This window comes from Sphaerisporangium viridialbum (assembly GCF_049674955.1).
In the GTDB taxonomy this organism is placed as follows: domain Bacteria; phylum Actinomycetota; class Actinomycetes; order Streptosporangiales; family Streptosporangiaceae; genus Sphaerisporangium; species Sphaerisporangium viridialbum.
In genome coordinates, this window is record NZ_CP187232.1 from 1,871,173 (window position 1) to 1,887,653 (window position 16,481).

The window sequence follows — 16,481 nt, forward strand, 5'->3', positions numbered from 1 at the left end:
ACCGAGCTGCGCTGAGTGGCATGGTCGGGGGAACATGGGGCAAATCCCTATCCGGGTGGTGACATGATCGAAACTTGGCCCGGCGACCCCTATCCGCTCGGGGCTACATATGACGGCGCGGGAACGAACTTCGCGCTCTATACCGAGGTCGGCGAGCGCGTGGAGCTCTGCCTCTTCGACGACGGCCACAAGGAGGAACGCGTCGCGCTCACCGAGTGCGAGGGGTTCGTCTGGCATGGATACCTGCCGGGCATAGGGCCCGGCCAGCGGTACGGCTACCGCGTGCACGGCCCGTACGAACCCTCGCGCGGGCAGCGCTGCAACCCGAACAAGCTGCTTCTCGACCCGTACGCCAAGGCGATCGAGGGCGGCGTGCGGTGGGACCAGGCCGTCTACGGCTACCGCTTCGGCGACCCCGACAGCCGTGAGGACACCGACTCGGCCGCGTACGTGCCGAAGTCCATCGTGGTCAACCCCTTCTTCGGATGGGGGCACGACAGGCCGCCCGCGACGCCGTACCACGACACGGTGATCTACGAGGCGCACGTCCGGGGGCTGACCATCCAGCACCCCCGGATCCCCGAGCGCATCCGCGGCACCTACGCCGCGCTCGGGCACCCCGAGATCATCGATCACCTGACGGGGCTCGGGGTGACGGCGGTCGAGCTGATGCCGGTGCACCAGTTCGTCACCGACGACACGCTGGAGCAGCGCGGGCTGACCAACTACTGGGGCTACAACACCATCGGCTTCTTCGCGCCGCACAACGCCTACTCCAGCTCGGGCGAGCGGGGCGGGCAGGTGCTGGAGTTCAAGGCCATGGTGAAAGCCCTGCACGAGGCGAACATCGAGGTCATCCTCGACGTCGTCTACAACCACACGGCCGAGGGCAACCACCTCGGGCCCACTCTCAGCATGCGCGGCATCGACAACGAGGCCTACTACCGGCTCGTGGACGACGACCAGCACTACTACATGGACACGACGGGCACCGGCAACAGCCTGCTGATGCGCTCGCCGCACACGCTCCAGCTCATCATGGACTCGCTGCGCTACTGGGTCATCGAGATGCACGTCGACGGGTTCCGCTTCGACCTCGCCTCGACCCTGGCCAGGGAGCTGCACGAGGTCGACAGGCTGTCGGCCTTCTTCGACCTCGTCCAGCAGGACCCCGTGCTCAGCCAGGTCAAGCTCATCGCCGAGCCGTGGGACGTCGGGCCGGGCGGCTACCAGGTGGGCAACTTCCCGCCCAGGTGGACCGAGTGGAACGGCCGCTACCGCGACACGATCCGCGACATGTGGCGGGGCGAACCCGCCGCGCTGCCGGAGTTCGCCTCGCGCCTCACCGGATCCAGCGACCTCTACCAGGACGACAGCCGCCGTCCCGCCGCGTCGATCAACTTCGTCACCTGCCACGACGGCTTCACGCTGCGCGACCTCGTGTCGTACAACAACAAGCACAACGAGGCGAACGGCGAGGGCAACCGCGACGGCACGGACGACAACCGGTCGTGGAACTGCGGCGAGGAGGGCCCGGCCGGCGGCGCGATCGAGGCGTTGCGCGAGCAGCAGAAGCGCAACTTCCTGGCCACGCTGTTCCTGTCGCAGGGCGTGCCGATGCTCTCCCACGGCGACGAGCTGGGCCGCACGCAGGATGGCAACAACAACGCCTACTGCCAGGACAACGAGATCAGCTGGGTCGACTGGTCGGACGTCCGCGAGAACTGGCTGCTCCTGGAGTTCACCCAGCGGCTCGCCAGGCTCCGCCGCGACCACCCGGTGTTCCGGCGCAGGAGGTTCTTCTTCGGGCGCGCGGTGCGAGGCTCGGGCGACGAGCTGACCGACATCGCCTGGCTCACCCCGTCCGGCCAGGAGATGGCCGACGCCGACTGGCACAACGGCTACGCCAGGTCGCTCTGCGTCTTCCTCAACGGCGAGGCCATCACCGAGCCCGACCGGCGGGGACGCCGCGTCGTCGACGACTCGTTCCTGCTGATGTTCAACGCCCACCACGACATCATCCGGTTCACCATCCCGAAGGACTTCGGCGAGGTGTGGGTGCCCGAGATCGACACCGCGGTGCCGATCACGATCGACTCCAAGCTGTACCGGGCGGGTGAGGAGGTGCCCGTCGCGGGTAGGTCTGTCCGGGTGCTACGCCGTGCCTGAGCGGCTCCAGGGCATGCCCTTCTGACATTCGGAGGACACGACGTGACCGAATCCGCGAAGCCCGCGGCGTCCGTGGGGGCCGTGGCGGCCGAACCCACGGCTCCCGCGAAGCCCACGGCGACCTACCGGCTGCAGCTCACCCCGGACTTCGGGTTCGGGGAGGCGGCCGGCCTGGTCGGCTACCTCGCCGAGCTGGGGGTGAGCCACCTCTACCTCTCGCCGATCCTGCAGGCGGTGCCGGCCTCGCTCCACGGCTACGACGTGACCGACCACTCGAGGGTCAGGGAGGAGCTCGGCGGCATCGCGGGCCTGCGCGAGCTCGCGGCCAGGGGACTCCCCCTGATCGCCGACATCGTGCCGAACCACATGACCGTGCCCGTCCCCGAGTCGGCCAACGCCCGGCTCTGGGAGGTCCTGAAGGACGGCCCCGAGTCGCCCTCGGCGCGGTGGTTCGACCTCGACTGGTCCGGCGGCAAGGTCGCGATGCCCGTGCTCGGCGGCGACACCGACGTCGAGGCCGAGGTGGTGGCCGACGGTGACGTGCTGCGCTACTACGACCACGAGTTCCCCGTACGGCAGGGCAGCGGCGGGCGGCTGGACGACCAGTTCTACCGGCTGGTGCCGTGGCGTGAGAGCCCCGGCTACCGGCGGTTCTTCGACGTGTCGTCCCTCATCGGGCTCCGCGTCGAGGACGCCGAGGTCTTCGACGCCACCCACCGGGTGATCCTGTCGCTGGTGGCGGAGGGGGTCATCACCGGGCTGCGGGTCGACCATCCCGACGGGCTGGCCGATCCGCGCGCCTACCTGGCCCGGCTGCGCGAGCTGGCCCCGGTGTGGACGGTCGCGGAGAAGATCCTCATCGACGACGAGCGGCTGCCGGACGACTGGGCGTGCGACGGCACGACCGGGTACGACGCGCTCAACATGGTCACCCGGCTGTTCGTCGATCCGGCGGGTGCCGGGCCGCTGGTCGGCACGTTCCTCCAGCACACCGCTTTCCCCGCCGATTACGACATCGTGCGTTATGAGGCGAAAAAGCAGGTCTTGGCGCAGTTCTTCGGCGGCGAGGTCGACCGGCTCACCCGGGACGTGCCCGAGCTGCGCGAGGCCATGGTCGAGCTGCTCGCGGCGATGCCGGTCTACCGGGCCTACACGGTCCCCGGCGAGGAGCCTCCGGCCGAGACCCTGAGGCTGATCCGCGCGGCCGCCGCGGAGGCGGCCCGGCACGCCGATCCCGACGCGGTGGCCAGGGCGGCCGAGCTGGTCCTGTCCGGCCCCGCCGAGACCGTCACCCGCTTCCAGCAGACCTGCGGTCCGGTCATGGCCAAGGGCGTGGAGGACACCGCGCTGTACCGCTGGTACCCGCTGGCCTGCCTGAACGAGGTCGGCGGTGAGCCCGACCGCTTCGGCGTCTCCGCGGCGGAGTTCCACGCGTTCTGCGCCGGCATGGCGCCGTACACGATGACCACGCTCTCCACGCACGACACCAAGCGCTCGGAGGACGTCCGCGCCCGCCTCGCCGTCCTGTCCGAGCTTCCCGGCGAGTGGGCGGAGGCGGTGGCGGGCTGGTCGGAGCAGGTCTCCTTCGATCCCAAGCTCGACTACCTCGCCTGGCAGAACCTCATGGCGGCCTGGCCGATCAGCGTCGAGCGCTTCAGCGACTACCTGTACAAGGCGGCCAGAGAGGCCAAGACCACCATCTCCTGGATGACGCCGGACACCGCGTACGAGAAGGGCGTCCGCGACTTCGCCGCGCGGGCGATCGACGTCTGCGGGCCCTCGGTCGCCGCGTTCACCGAGCGGCTCGACAAGTACGCCCGGGTGAACTCCCTCGGCCAGAAGCTCGTGCAGCTGATGATGCCGGGCATCCCCGACGTCTACCAGGGCAGCGAGACCACCGACTTCTCGCTGGTCGACCCCGACAACCGGCGGCCGGTGGACTTCGCCTACCGGCGGTCCCTCCTCACGGCCCCGGGCGGCGACAGCTGGGACGCGGCCAAGCTCCAGGTCACCACGTCGGCGCTGAGGTCGCGCGCCGAGCTCGACCCCGCCGCGCCGTACATCCCGCTCGAAGCCGACGAGGCGGGCGCGGGGCGCGAGCATGTCATCGCGTTCGCCAGGGGCGACCAGGCCGTGGCGGTGGCCACGCGGTTCCCGGCCGGCCTGGAGCGGCGCGGCGGCTGGGGCGCCGAGACGCTGACCCTGCCTCCCGGCAGGTGGCGCGACGTGCTCACCGGCACGCGGCACACCGGGCGCATCCCGTTCGCCCACCTGCTCGCGTGTTATCCGGTGGCGTTGCTGGAAAGGGAATAGCGGGCGGCGGTCATCGGCGCCACGTGGGTCGGGGACACTCCGTTCTGGAGCACTGCGGGGAGGAACATGTTCGAGGTCTGGGCACCGACGGCAGGCCGTGTCGAGGTGGAGATCGACAAGACCCACCGGCACGAGATGGCCCACCGGGAGGACGGCTGGTGGACGGCGGAGGTGCCCGGCGCCTCCCATGACACCGACTACGCCTTCAGCGTCGACGGCGGAGAGGCGTTCCCCGACCCGAGGACGCGCCGGCAGCCGTACGGCGTCTTCGGGCCGAGCCGGGTCTACGAGCACGACCGCTTCACCTGGAGCGACCAGGCCTGGCGCGGGCGCGACCTGGCCGGCTCGGTGATCTACGAGTTGCACGTCGGCACGTTCACCAAGGAGGGCACCTTCGACGCGGCGGCGGGCAGGCTCGGCCACCTCGCCGGGCTCGGCGTCGACTTCGTGGAGCTGCTCCCCGTGCCGCCGGTGCCGGGCCGCCACAACTGGGGGTACGACGGGGTCGACCTCTACGCGGTGCACGAGGAGTACGGCGGGCCCGACGGGCTCAAGCGGTTCGTGGACGCCTGCCATCGTGCGGGCATCGGCGTGCTGCTGGACGTGGTCTACAACCACCTCGGACCGTCCGGCAACTTCCTCGCCCAGTTCGGTCCCTACCTCCACGAGTCCGCGTCCTCGTTCTGGGGGCAGGCGGTCAACCTGGACGGCAAGCTCTCCGACGAGGTGCGCCGCTACTTCATCGGCAACGCCATGCAGTGGCTGCGCGACTACCACGTCGACGGGCTGCGCCTGGACGCCGTGCACGCCCTGCACGACAAGCGGGCCCTGCACTTCCTGGAGGAGCTGGCGGAGGAGACGGACGCGCTGTCGGCCGCGCTCGGCCGGCCGCTGACGCTGATCGCCGAGTCCGACATGAACGACCCCCGGCTGATCACCCCGCGCGAGGCCGGGGGCTACGGCCTGGCCGGCACCTGGGACGACGACGTGCACCACGCCCTGCACTCCGCCCTGACCGGCGAGCGGCACGGGTACTACTGCGACTTCGGGCCGATGGAGGTGCTCGCCAAGGTCCTCACCTCGGCCTACCTGCACGACGGCACGTTCTCCACGTTCCGGGGGCGCACGCACGGACGCCCGGTCGACCGGCACCGCGTCCCCGGCTACCGCTTCGTGTGCTCGCTGCAGAACCACGACCAGATCGGCAACCGGGCGATGGGCGACCGGCTCTCGCCCGAGGCGCTCAAGGTCGGGGCCGGCCTGCTGCTGACCTCGCCGTTCACCCCGATGCTGTTCATGGGAGAGGAGTGGGGGGCGAGCACGCCGTTCCTGTTCTTCACCGACCACGTGGAGCCGCACCTCGCGCAGGGCGAGAGCGAGCGCAGGGAGCGGGAGTTCGTCGGCTTCGGCTACGACGACTGGGGTACGACGGCCCCCGACCCGCAGGACGAGGCGACGTTCCACCGCTCGAAGCTCGACTGGAGCGAGCTGTCGTCGCCGGTCCACGAGGAACTGCTCGGCTGGTACCGCGACCTGATCAGGCTCAGGAAGACCATCCCCGACCTCGCCGACCCCCGGCTCGACCGCGTGTCCGTCGACTTCGGCGAGGAGGACCGCTGGATCGTCGTCCACCGGGGCTCGTTCCGCGTGGCCGCCAACCTCGGCAACTTGCCGGTGACCGTGGAGCTCGCGCCGGGCACGGTGCTGATCGCCTCCGACCCGAAGGTCGCGCTCACCGGCGACGGCCTGTCCCTGCCGCCGCACTCCCTGGCCGTGGTCCGGCCGGCCTGACCGTCACGGACCATACGGCGTGAGCCCGCGCGCTCACGCCGTTCCCGGCTCACACGCCTTTGACGCCGTTCACGCCGCGATCGGGGACAGCATCGTCGACAGGCGGTGCAGGCCGCGTGCGGTACGGGCCTTCACGGTGCCGAGCGGCACGTCGAGCCGCTCGGCGATCTCCCGCTGGGTGAGCTCGCCGTAGTAGGCGAGCTCGATCGCCTCGCGCTGCGGCTCGGGCAGCACCGCCAGCGCCCGCTGGACCTGGTCACGCCTGCCGAGCACGTCGGCCAGATCGCGGCCGTCGCCGCCCCTGGGCTCCGACACGCTGTCCAGCGGGACGGTCGTGAGCACCCGCACCCGCAGGTGGTCGATGGCGCGCTTGCGGGTGATGCCGAGCAGCCAGGCCGGAAGGCTCCGGCTCGGATCGTAGCGGTGCCGCGAGCGCCACACCTCTGAGAAGACCACCTGCCGTACGTCCTCGATGTCCTGCGCGGGGACGAGCCTGCGCAGGTAGGCCGCGACCAGTGACCCGTACGTCCGGTAGCACTCCGCGAGGGCGGTGTCGTCACCGCTCGCCAGACGGATGCCCAGTGTGCCCGTCATTGGACCCTCCTCGGGGCTGGAAAACTTACTCAAAACCTATTCATAGCCCGGTGAGCGGGCACAGTGCAACCCAAGGACGTCCAAAACGAGGGCCGGGCCGGGTCAAGAACGATCGGCGAACGGAGCCGGCGGCAGGGGGTAAGGATCTAGCGAAGCGTGGCGCGTACCTGGGCCACGGCGTCCTGAAGGGAGGTCACCCGGCCTACCCCGGCGGGAAGGCGTTCGTCCCACCAGCCGGGGCCGCCCACGATGATCCGGCTCGCCGGCCGGAGCGCCGGCAGCGCCCGGAGCGGCGCGGGATCGCCCGTGGCGTCGAGCTGCGACCAGACGAAGACCACCAGCGGCCCGAGGCGGCGCATGGCGTCCGCCAGCGCGGCGTGGGGCGTGCGCGGACCGAGGACGCGCGTCTCAAGGCCCTCGGTCGTGGTCAGCGTCGCGGCGAGCGCGTACACCGGCAGGCTGTGCTGCTCGTCCTCCGCGCAGGCCAGCAGGACGACGCGGGGATGCGAGGGACGGGCGGGCCTGCCGGTGCGCTCGCTCAGCGCGCTCAGCAGCCGCTCGGAGAACAGGTGCTCGATCTCGACGCCGGAGCCCGTCGCCTCCTGCCGCCTGGTGATCATGTCGAAGACCGGCAGGACCAGCCGCTCCCACGTCCAGGCGACCCCGCGCTCATCGAGGGCCGAGGTGAGGCCGGTGACCACGGCGTCACCGTCGAGGTTCAGCGCCGCCCTGGCGAGGACCGCGGCGCTCGGAACCCGCCCGGCGCCCGTCTCGGGCGCCGCCTGGTCCACTCTTTGCGAAAATCGCGCGAGGACCGGCGCCTCGGCGGGCCCTCCAGGCTCCTCCGGCCTCGCCCGCCCCGAGACCGTCACCTCCGTGGCCTCGGCCCGCGGCCTCAAGGCCGCCTGGGCGGCCTCGGCGGGCGGCAGCCCGGCCCTGATCAGGCGGTTCATCTCCTCAAGGCGCAGCAGGTCGGCCGCGTCGTAGCGCCGGTGCCCGCCGGGGCTGCGGTGGCTCGGCCCGATGCCGTAGCGGAGGTTCCAGGTGCGCAGGGTGGGAGCGGGCACGCCGAGCCGCCGGGCGACGGCGCCGATGCCGTAACTCGGCCCCTCGTCGACCGGCTCGCCGGTCATCTCACCTGTGCGCTCGTCCATCTCGCTCTGCTCCGGCCCCTGCTCGCGAGCCCGCCCGTCGAGGTAACAGCCTGCCAGGTGACGGCACCCGCCAGGACCGCCCCGGACGATCAAACCTCGGCTCGTACGTCCGGCCGCGCTTCCCCTCTCGCTGATTTCTTCGCAAGCCACCCGCCGCCGGACGCAACCGCTCGCCCGCGACCTTCGAAGACCTAGGTGTGGACACCGTCATCGTGCTGCTCACCAGGGATCTGCGGGTGCACGACCACCCGGCGCTGGCCGAGGCGTGCGCCCGCGCACGCTCGGTCGTCCCCCTGTTCGTCCTGGACACCGCGATACGCGGACACCACCGCCAGGGCTTCCTGGCCGAGGCCCTCGCGGACCTGAGGTCGTCACTCCGCGATCTCGGAGGCGACCTGGTGGTCCGCCGGGGCGACCCCGTGGCCGAGGCCGTCCGGCTCGCGACCGAGCTCCGGGCGTCGGCGATCTACGCCTCGGCGGACGTCAGCGCGTACGCCCGCGCGCGCGAGCGGCGCCTCGCGAAGGAGTGCGAGGCCCACCGGCTGGACTTCCGGCTGTTTCCTGGCGTGACCGTCGTGCCGTCCGGCGAGCTGGTGCCCGCCGGTGGGGATCACTACCGCGTCTTCACCCCTTACTGGCGGGCCTGGTCGAGCGCGCGTCACCGGCCGGTGCTCGGGCCGCCGAAGCTGGTCCCGCTGCCCGACGGCATCGAACCGGGGGAGCTGCCCGTGCGGCCGCGCAAGCCGTACGGGAACCTGCGCGGCGGCGAGACCGCGGCCCGGCGGCGCCTGGACCTGTGGCTGAAGCTCTGCCTGGCCGACTACGCCGAGGGGCACGACACGCTGGCGGAGGACCAGACCTCCATGCTGAGCCCGTATCTCCGGTTCGGCTGCGTGTCGCCGTCCGAGGTGGCCGCCCGGGCCATGGACCACGTCGGCGCCGACGACTTCGTCAGGCAGCTCTGCTGGCGCGACTTCTACTATCAGGTCGCGCTGGCCTTCCCCGACCTGCCGCGACGCGACTACCGGCCGAGGAGGACCGACTGGAACGACGACGAGGACGCCGCCCAGGCCTGGCGGGAGGGCATGACCGGAGTGCCGATCGTGGACGCCGGGATGCGCCAGCTCCTCGCCGAGGGCTGGATGCACAACCGCGCCCGCATGATCGTCGGCTCCTTCCTGACCAAGCGGCTGACGATCCACTGGCGGGTGGGCGGGGAGCACTTCGCCGAGTTGCTGCTGGACGGGGACATCCCGAACAACTGGGGCAACTGGCAGTGGGTCGCGGGCACGGGCAACGACACCAGGCCGAACCGCGTGCTCAACCCCCTGCGCCAGGCGCACAGGTTCGACGCGGACGGCGCGTACGTGCGCAGGTATGTCCCCGAGCTGGCCGGGCTGCCGGCCCCGCTGATCCACGAGCCGTGGAAGGCCTCGCCGAGGGTGCCGGGCTATCCACCCCCGCTCGTCCCCTCGTGGACAATGGACAGATGATCGTCGCATTCTCCGTCACCCCGCTCGGCGTGGGCGAGGCCGTGGCCGAGCCCGTGGCAAGAGCGGTCCGCGTGGTCCGCGAGAGCGGCCTGCCGAACAGCACCGACGCCATGTTCACCACGGTAGAGGGCGGGTGGGACGAGGTCATGGACGTCGTGAAGCGCGCCGTCGAGGCCGTCGCCGAGGTCGCCCCCCGCGTCAGCCTGGTGCTCAAGGCCGACCTGCGCGAGGGCGTGGACGACGCCATGACCTCCAAGGTCGAGTCCCTCGAACGCCACCTCGCCAACCCCCAGCCCTGACCCCCGCCGACGGAAGAGCCGCCGTCGTCAGAAAATAACGTGAACCCGAGCGCGCCGGTGGCCAGGAACGCCAGCAGGCGCTGGGGGTCGGCCGCCAGCGGCCAGCGTTCGGCGATGCCCGGTGTGGCGGCGAGCGGGCGCACGGTGTAGTACGTCGCCGCGAGCTGCATCAGCGGCCAGAGCAGCATCGAGAAGACGACCAGCTTGCTGCCGAAGACCCGGCGGTGCTGCTTGAGCGCCTCAGCCCTGAACACCTTGGCGCGTGCCGCATGGCCCCGTCCTTCCTTGAGACGCGCTGCGTGGAGCCGCCATTCGCCGGCAGGTCAGGAGGCGGGGGCACCCGGCCGGGCCGGTTCACGCCTTCGCGGTGCATGCCGTACAGCAGGACTTCGTGCGGCTTCGGCGACCTCACGCGGTGACCAGCCCGGCGGCGTCGTTGAGGGCGAGGATCGCGTCCTCCAGTGAGGGGTCGGCGACCTCCAGACCGCCCAGGGTGCCGCCCGCGCCGACGATGGCCATGGTGAGCGGACCGGCGATGTCGCCGGGATGGCTGAAGGAGACGACCAGGGCCCCGTCCTCGGCCCGTTCCAGCCCGGCGACCGCGCCGAGCCGGTCGGCGAAGGACCTGACGGCGCTCTCCACCTCCGGCGACGGGTCGGAGACCGTGACCCGTACGGTGCGGTGGCAGCCGGTCTGGGCCGTCAGCTCGGCCGGGCTTCCCGAGGTGAGGTGCCTGCCGTCGCCGATCACGTACACGTGCTCGCACAGCTCCTCCACCTCGGCCAGGTAGTGGGAGGTGAGCAGGACGCCCTTGCCCTCCGCGGCGAGCCGGGCGACCACGCGCCGCAGGTCACGGGCGATCGGCGCGTCCAGGCCGAGGGTGGGCTCGTCGAGCAGCAGGTAGGCCGGATCGTTGATCAGCCCCCGGGCGATGGACAGCCGCTGGGCCATGCCTCGCGAGTAGCGCTCCACCATCGTGTCCGCCGCGCCGGTCAGGCCGACCAGGGCGAGGAGCTCGGCGATGCGGGCGTCGAGCGCGGTACGCGGGACGTCGTAGAGCTGGCCGAAGTACCAGAGGTTCTCCCGGCCGGTCATCCGGGCGTAGACCATGCGCTCGCCGCCCGCGATGAGGTTGATCCTCCTGCGCACGGCGTTCGGGTCCTTCAGCGGGTCGAGGCCGTCCACCCGCACGGTGCCGCCGGTCTGGCGCAGCAGCGTGGCCAGGATTTTGATCGTGGTGGTCTTGCCCGCGCCGTTCAGGCCGAGCAGGCCCGTCACCCGCCCGGGCGGGATCTCCAGCGTGAGTCCGTCCACCGCCACCTTGGTGGCGCGGCCGGCGCGGAATTCCTTGCGCAGCCCCGCTGTCCTGATCATCGTCAGTAGCTCCTCTCCATCGCGTGCCGTTCGGCGCGGGGCAGCCACAACAGGCCCGCGACGGTGTAGATCAGGCCGAGGCCGAGGGCGACGGCCAGCCGGCAGGGTACGAGGCCGCCGCCCGTGGTGAAGACCCCCCTGATGACGTCCATGGCCGCCGTCGTGGGCACCAGCTCGCCGAGCCACTGGAAGACGCCGGGCAGGTACTGGCGGGGAAAGGTGAACCCCGACAGCAGGGCGATGGCGAGGAACACGGTGTTCTGCGTGATGTGGGCCTCGCCTGCCGTGATCATGAGGGCGCTCAGCACCGTCGACATCCCGAACACCGCCATGCCCAGGGCGAGGACGGCCGCCACGGCTTCCGCCGCGCCGGAAGCCGCCGGACGTACCCCGAGGGCGTAGGCGCACACGAGCAGGACCGCGACCTCCAGGGCGATGGCGGTGAAGGCGAACGCGGCGAACCCCAGCAGGTAGGGCAGGCGGCTCGCGGGCGCGACGAGCAGCGCCCCGAGCGTGCCCTCCCGCTGCTCCTGGATGAGCGCCTTGGCGACCCACAGGATGCCGTGGGTGGTGAACATGAACGCCGCCGCGCCGACGGTGATGTAGCCGAGGTAGTCCGCCGACCCGGTCGCGGCGACGAAGTCACCCGCCACCCGGCCCCCGCCGATGGCCGCGAGCCCGAGGTACGCCAGGCCGACGGTGAAGACGCCGAGCATCAGGGTGCCGACGAAGTACGACCAGGGGTAGGCGCGCCGGGTGACCGACCAGGCCTGTGGAAGGTCGACCAGGCGACGTTCACGGAAAGTGTGGGGGTGAGCATGTAAGTCTCCTTTAGGGACTGACAAGTTTCTATCAGAGACGGACACGAGCGTAAAGTGAGCCCATGGCACGGGAACTTCGCGAGCGGGACCTCCAGTGCGCGATCGCGCAGGCCGCGGCCGTCATCGGCGACTGGTGGAGCCTGCTCGTCGTGCGCGAGGTCACGCGCGGCCACCACCGCTTCGAGGAGCTGCTCGCCGAGCTGGGCATCTCGCGTAAGGTGCTCACCGAGCGGCTCGGGCACCTGGTCGAGCATGACGTCCTCAGGCGGCAGCCGTACCAGACGGGGCCCGTACGGCACGAGTACGTGCTCACCGAGACCGGATGGGCGCTCGCGCCCGTGCTGATCTCCATGCAGGACTGGGCCGACCGGTGGCTGCTGGCCGACGGCTCGCTCACCGGAAGCGCGGCCCCTGAGAGCGCCGAGGCAGGGCGGGTCCAGGCCCTGCGAGGGATGGAGATCCCCGACCCGCTCGTCCTGCCCTCGGCAGGCCCCGCGGGCGGTGACGCCGTGACCGGCTCGCCCATGGACGTGGTGGGGAGCTCTCGGGCGACCGTGCTGTTCACCTACCCGGCGACGGGGATTCCCGCGCCGCTGCCCCCCTACTGGGGGCAGGTGCCGGGCGCGGTCGGCTGCACCCTGGAGAACCGGCTGTTCCGTGACGCCGCCCCCGGCTTCGCCGCCGAAGGCGTCGCGATCCACGGCGTCAGCACCCAGCGCCCCGACGAGCAGGCCGCCTTCGCGACGGCGGAGGGCATCACGTTTCCGCTGCTCTCGGACATGGACCTGCGCATGGCGGCGGCGCTAAGGCTGCCCACGTTCCGGGCGGGCCAGGCGCTCAGACTCAAGCGCCTGATCCTGGTCGTGGATCCCGCACGGGTGATCCGTCACGTGATCTACCCGGTGCTCGACATCCCGGCCGCCGTCGCCGAGGCGCGGGAGGCGGCCGCGAAGGTCGCCGCCGGTCAGGGCTTGCGGGCCACGCCGCCCGAGCCGAGGGAACCAAAGCGTTCGACCAGGTAGGGCGGGATGAACAGGGTGCTGGGCACGGGTTCGAAGTCGCCGAAGAGGCGGGCGATCTCCTCGGCGGGCCGGGGCGTCACGGGCGTGTTCGCCCGGGAGTAGATCTGGCGCAGCCGCTCGGTGTCGCCGCCGCGCTCGCCGGTCACGGTGAGGTGCGTGATCCCCAGGTAGCTGCCCGGCGCGACCATCTCGCGCAGCCTGGCCACGTGCTCGTGCGGCTCGTCCACGAAGTGGAGCACGGCCACCATCAGCAGGCCGACCGGCCTGCTCCAGTCGACGAGCCCGGTCTGGGCGACCTTCGCGTGGATGTCCTCCGGCTTGCGGACGTCGCCGTTGACCATGGCGACGGTGGCGGTCTTCGCGAGCAGCGCCCGGCCGTGCACGCACACCACCGGGTCGTTGTCGACGTACACCGTGCGGGCGTCGGGAGCCACGGAGTGGGCCACCTGGTGGACGTTGTTCGCGGTGGGCAGGCCCGCGCCGATGTCGACGAACTGGCGGATGCCGACCTCGGCGGCCAGGTAGCGGACGACCTTGCCGAGGAACTCGCGGTTGCGCCGGACGCCGTCGCGGGACTCGGGGAACACCTTGACGATCTGCTCGGCCGCCTCACGGTCCGCGGCGAAGTTGTCCTTGCCGCCGAGCATGTAGTCGTAGATGCGGGCCGCGTTCGCCGTGTGGACGTCGACACCGCCCGGGGCCTCACCGATCACCGCGTCCTCCAGACTCGCGCCGACGCCGTCCGCACGGGCCCCCCGGATGCGTGTGGTCCAGCACCTTCGAGCGTACCGGAAAGAGTCCTTCCAAATCGGCCCAAATGCTCGGAACGTATGGCTCCGGACACCAGGAGTACGTGGACACGACGGCTCGCGATCGGAAGGGCTGAGTACCATCGGCCGTGGCGCCCCCTCGGGAGGTTTGATATCCGTATGAACCGGATGTCGCGGGGGTAGTGCCCATCTGACCTGAACGAGCGTGACGAGGAGTTCTCATGGTGCACGAGCGCGCTGGGAAGCCGGCGCAGGCGTCCGATCTGGTGGATGTGCCCCGTCTCGTGACGGCGTACTACGCCCTGCACCCCGACCCGGGCCGCCCGGAACAGCGCGTCTCCTTCGGGACCTCCGGCCATCGGGGATCGTCCCTCGTCACCGCGTTCAACGAGGAGCACATCCTCGCCACCAGCCAGGCCGTCTGCGAGTACCGGGCTCAGCAGGGCGTCGACGGGCCGCTGTTCCTCGGAGTGGACACGCACGCGCTGTCGGAGCCCGCGCGCGTCACCGCGCTGGAGGTCTTCGCCGCCAACGGCGTCACCGTGCTGATCGACAGCCGGGACGGCTACACGCCCACCCCGGCGGTGTCGCACGCCATCCTCGCCCACAACCGCGGACGCGCCACCGGCCTCGCGGACGGCGTCGTGGTGACCCCCTCGCACAACCCGCCGGGCGACGGCGGGTACAAGTACAACCCGCCGAACGGCGGCCCGGCCGAGACCGACGCCACCTCCTGGATCCAGGACCGCGCCAACGCGCTGATCGCCGGGGGGCTGAAGGAGGTCCTGCGCATCCCGTACGAGCGTGCGGTGACGGCCGAGACCACCGGCCGGTACGACTTCCTCGGCTCGTACGTGGACGACCTGCCCTCGGTGATCGACGTGGCGGCGATCCGCGGCGCCTCGGTGCGCATCGGAGCCGATCCGCTGGGCGGCGCGAGCGTGGCGTACTGGGGGGAGATCGCCGAGCGGCACGGGCTGGACCTCACCGTGGTGAACCCCCAGGTGGACCCCACCTGGCGGTTCATGACGCTCGACTGGGACGGCAAGATCCGCATGGACTGCTCCTCCCCGTACGCCATGGCCTCCCTCATCGCGAACCGGTCGGCCTTCCAGGTGTCCACCGGCAACGACGCGGACGCCGACAGGCACGGCATCGTGACCCCGGACGCCGGGCTGATGAACCCCAACCACTACCTGGCCGTCGCGATCTCCTACCTGTGGAGCCACCGCCCCGGGTGGCCGGACGGCGCCCGCGTCGGCAAGACCATGGTCAGCAGCGGCATGATCGACCGGGTGGTCGCCGACCTCGGCCGCGAGCTGTACGAGGTGCCCGTCGGGTTCAAGTGGTTCGTCGGCGGCCTGCTCGACGGGTCACTGGGCTTCGGCGGCGAGGAGAGCGCGGGCGCCTCGTTCCTCCGCCGCGACGGGTCGATCTGGACCACCGACAAGGACGGCATCATCCTGGCCCTGCTGGCGTCGGAGATCGTCGCGGTGACCGGAAAGTCGCCCAGCGAGCACTACGCCGGGCTGGTGGACAGGTTCGGCGAGCCGGCGTACGCCCGCGTCGACGCCCCCGCCACGCGGGAGGAGAAGGCGGCGCTCGCGCGGCTGTCGGCCGGGGACGTCACGGCGGGAACGCTCGCCGGGGAGCCGGTGAGCGCGGTCCAGAACTCCGCGCCGGGGAACGGCGCCCCGCTCGGCGGGATCAAGGTCTCCACGGAGAACGCCTGGTTCGCGGCCCGCCCGTCCGGCACGGAGGACGTGTACAAGATCTACGCGGAGTCGTTCAAGGGGCCGGAGCACCTGGCCCAGGTGCAGGAGGAGGCGCGCGCCCTGGTCGGCGCGACGCTCCGGCGGGCCGGCGGCCCGGCCTAGGCGGGCCGCGCGCCGGGCAGGGCCCGCGCCGCCCGGACGACGCGCTCGCTCACCGCGGTGAGCGAGCGCGGGGGGTACGGATCAGGGGAGCTTCCACTCGATGGGGCCCGCGCCCTGCTTCTCGAGGAGCTGGTTCGCCCGGCTGAACGGGTGGGTGCCGAAGAAGCCGTTGCGCGCCGAAAGCGGGCTCGGGTGCGCGGACTCGATGCACGGCACCTGTCCGAGCATCGGCTTGAGCGACCGGGCGTCGCGCCCCCAGAGGATGGCGACGAGCGGGCCGCCCCGGGCGACGAGCGCGTGGATGGCCTGCTCGGTGACCTCCTCCCAGCCCTTGCCGCGATGGGAGGCGGGCTTGCCGGGGGCCACGGTGAGCACCCTGTTGAGCAGCAGCACGCCCTGCTCGGTCCACGGGGTGAGGTCGCCGTTGCCCGGCGGGGGGTAGCCGAGGTCGGCGGAGTACTCCTTGAAGATGTTGACCAGGCTGCCGGGCAGCGGGCGCACGTCCGGGGCGACGGAGAAGCTCAGGCCGACGGGGTGGCCGGGCGTGGGGTAGGGATCCTGCCCGACGATGAGCACGCGCACCTGGTCGAGGGGCTGCTGGAACGCCCTCAGCACGTTGGCCCCCGCGGGGAGGTACTGCCTGCCCTCGGCGATCTCCTGCCGGAGGAAGTCGCCGAGCGCGGCGATGCGCTCGGCGACGGGCTCCAGGGCGGTTGCCCACCCGGATTCGACGACTTCGTTCAATGGACGACCGGTCATGTCCGGATCTTAGCCGCGCCGCCGAGCACGGCGGACGGGAACCGG

The 16,481-nt window shown here is 71.5% G+C and carries 13 protein-coding genes; 7 read left to right on the top strand and 6 right to left on the bottom strand.

Going from position 1 to position 16,481, the window contains the following annotated elements:
- Positions 1-63 precede the first annotated feature (63 nt).
- The 3 genes from glgX to treZ are packed head-to-tail and all read left to right on the top strand — an operon-like array spanning position 64 to position 6,273.
- Positions 64-2,169 carry a glycogen debranching protein GlgX gene (glgX, locus tag ACOZ38_RS08375; protein WP_424529530.1) on the top strand — a complete coding sequence of 702 codons (2,106 nt, stop codon included), beginning with the start codon at positions 64-66 and terminating at the stop codon, positions 2,167-2,169.
- Positions 2,170-2,211: 42 nt separating this feature from the next.
- Positions 2,212-4,482, top strand: coding sequence for a malto-oligosyltrehalose synthase (gene treY, locus ACOZ38_RS08380; RefSeq protein WP_424529531.1), 2,271 nt, complete (start codon positions 2,212-2,214; stop codon positions 4,480-4,482).
- 12 nt (positions 4,483-4,494) lie between these two features.
- Positions 4,495-6,273 carry a malto-oligosyltrehalose trehalohydrolase gene (gene treZ / locus ACOZ38_RS08385; protein WP_424536969.1) on the top strand — a complete coding sequence of 593 codons (1,779 nt, stop codon included), beginning with the start codon at positions 4,495-4,497 and terminating at the stop codon, positions 6,271-6,273.
- Positions 6,274-6,342: 69 nt separating this feature from the next.
- Here treZ and ACOZ38_RS08390 read toward each other — a convergent pair whose 3' ends face one another.
- Complete coding sequence (locus tag ACOZ38_RS08390) at positions 6,343-6,867, bottom strand: RNA polymerase sigma factor (protein WP_405145174.1); 525 nt, start codon at positions 6,865-6,867, stop codon at positions 6,343-6,345.
- A gap of 146 nt (positions 6,868-7,013) precedes the next feature.
- On the bottom strand, positions 7,014-8,021 hold the full coding sequence (locus tag ACOZ38_RS08395) for a MerR family transcriptional regulator (RefSeq protein ID WP_424529532.1): 1,008 nt from the start codon (positions 8,019-8,021) through the stop codon (positions 7,014-7,016).
- A gap of 197 nt (positions 8,022-8,218) precedes the next feature.
- Here ACOZ38_RS08395 and ACOZ38_RS08400 point away from each other — a divergent pair, with 197 nt between their 5' ends.
- Both ACOZ38_RS08400 and ACOZ38_RS08405 read left to right on the top strand, forming a co-directional pair.
- The gene (locus ACOZ38_RS08400) at positions 8,219-9,514 is read left to right on the top strand and encodes a cryptochrome/photolyase family protein (protein WP_424529533.1); all 1,296 of its coding nucleotides are present in this window, start codon (positions 8,219-8,221) and stop codon (positions 9,512-9,514) included.
- Complete coding sequence (locus ACOZ38_RS08405) at positions 9,511-9,813, top strand: MTH1187 family thiamine-binding protein (RefSeq protein ID WP_405145177.1); 303 nt, start codon at positions 9,511-9,513, stop codon at positions 9,811-9,813. The genes ACOZ38_RS08400 and ACOZ38_RS08405 overlap by 4 nt, the downstream gene beginning before the upstream one ends.
- Before the next feature lie 408 nt (positions 9,814-10,221).
- Here the strand turns inward: ACOZ38_RS08405 and ACOZ38_RS08410 are convergent, their stop codons facing one another.
- Positions 10,222-11,187 carry an ABC transporter ATP-binding protein gene (locus ACOZ38_RS08410; protein WP_424529534.1) on the bottom strand — a complete coding sequence of 322 codons (966 nt, stop codon included), beginning with the start codon at positions 11,185-11,187 and terminating at the stop codon, positions 10,222-10,224.
- 2 nt (positions 11,188-11,189) lie between these two features.
- Positions 11,190-12,032, bottom strand: a complete 843-nt coding sequence (locus ACOZ38_RS08415) for an ABC transporter permease (RefSeq protein WP_424529535.1) — start codon at positions 12,030-12,032, stop codon at positions 11,190-11,192.
- 38 nt (positions 12,033-12,070) lie between these two features.
- Here ACOZ38_RS08415 and ACOZ38_RS08420 point away from each other — a divergent pair, with 38 nt between their 5' ends.
- Positions 12,071-13,030: a winged helix-turn-helix transcriptional regulator gene (locus ACOZ38_RS08420; RefSeq protein WP_424529536.1), complete on the top strand. Its 960-nt coding sequence runs from the start codon at positions 12,071-12,073 to the stop codon at positions 13,028-13,030.
- Here ACOZ38_RS08420 and ACOZ38_RS08425 read toward each other — a convergent pair.
- Entirely contained in the window at positions 12,973-13,743 is a 771-nt protein-coding gene (locus ACOZ38_RS08425; RefSeq protein ID WP_424529537.1) for an SAM-dependent methyltransferase, read from the bottom strand. The genes ACOZ38_RS08420 and ACOZ38_RS08425 overlap by 58 nt on opposite strands.
- Before the next feature lie 278 nt (positions 13,744-14,021).
- On the opposite strand from ACOZ38_RS08425, the gene pgm reads away from it, so the two are divergent.
- A complete protein-coding gene (gene pgm / locus ACOZ38_RS08430; RefSeq protein WP_424529538.1) occupies positions 14,022-15,677 on the top strand; it encodes a phosphoglucomutase (alpha-D-glucose-1,6-bisphosphate-dependent) in 1,656 nt (551 codons plus the stop codon).
- Positions 15,678-15,758: 81 nt separating this feature from the next.
- Here the strand turns inward: pgm and ACOZ38_RS08435 are convergent, their stop codons facing one another.
- Positions 15,759-16,436 (bottom strand): uracil-DNA glycosylase, encoded by a 678-nt coding sequence (locus ACOZ38_RS08435; RefSeq protein ID WP_424529539.1) that lies wholly within the window; start codon positions 16,434-16,436, stop codon positions 15,759-15,761.
- Positions 16,437-16,481: the final 45 nt, after the last annotated feature.

Coding starts and splice junctions, on each gene's coding strand:
- ACOZ38_RS08395 (WP_424529532.1), bottom strand. CDS start 8,021: ATGGACGAGCGCACAGGTGAGATGACCGGCGAGCCGGTCGACGAGGGG.
- ACOZ38_RS08405 (WP_405145177.1), top strand. CDS start 9,511: ATGATCGTCGCATTCTCCGTCACCCCGCTCGGCGTGGGCGAGGCCGTG.
- glgX (WP_424529530.1), top strand. CDS start 64: ATGATCGAAACTTGGCCCGGCGACCCCTATCCGCTCGGGGCTACATAT.
- ACOZ38_RS08420 (WP_424529536.1), top strand. CDS start 12,071: ATGGCACGGGAACTTCGCGAGCGGGACCTCCAGTGCGCGATCGCGCAG.
- ACOZ38_RS08435 (WP_424529539.1), bottom strand. CDS start 16,436: ATGACCGGTCGTCCATTGAACGAAGTCGTCGAATCCGGGTGGGCAACC.
- ACOZ38_RS08390 (WP_405145174.1), bottom strand. CDS start 6,867: ATGACGGGCACACTGGGCATCCGTCTGGCGAGCGGTGACGACACCGCC.
- pgm (WP_424529538.1), top strand. CDS start 14,022: ATGGTGCACGAGCGCGCTGGGAAGCCGGCGCAGGCGTCCGATCTGGTG.
- ACOZ38_RS08410 (WP_424529534.1), bottom strand. CDS start 11,187: ATGATCAGGACAGCGGGGCTGCGCAAGGAATTCCGCGCCGGCCGCGCC.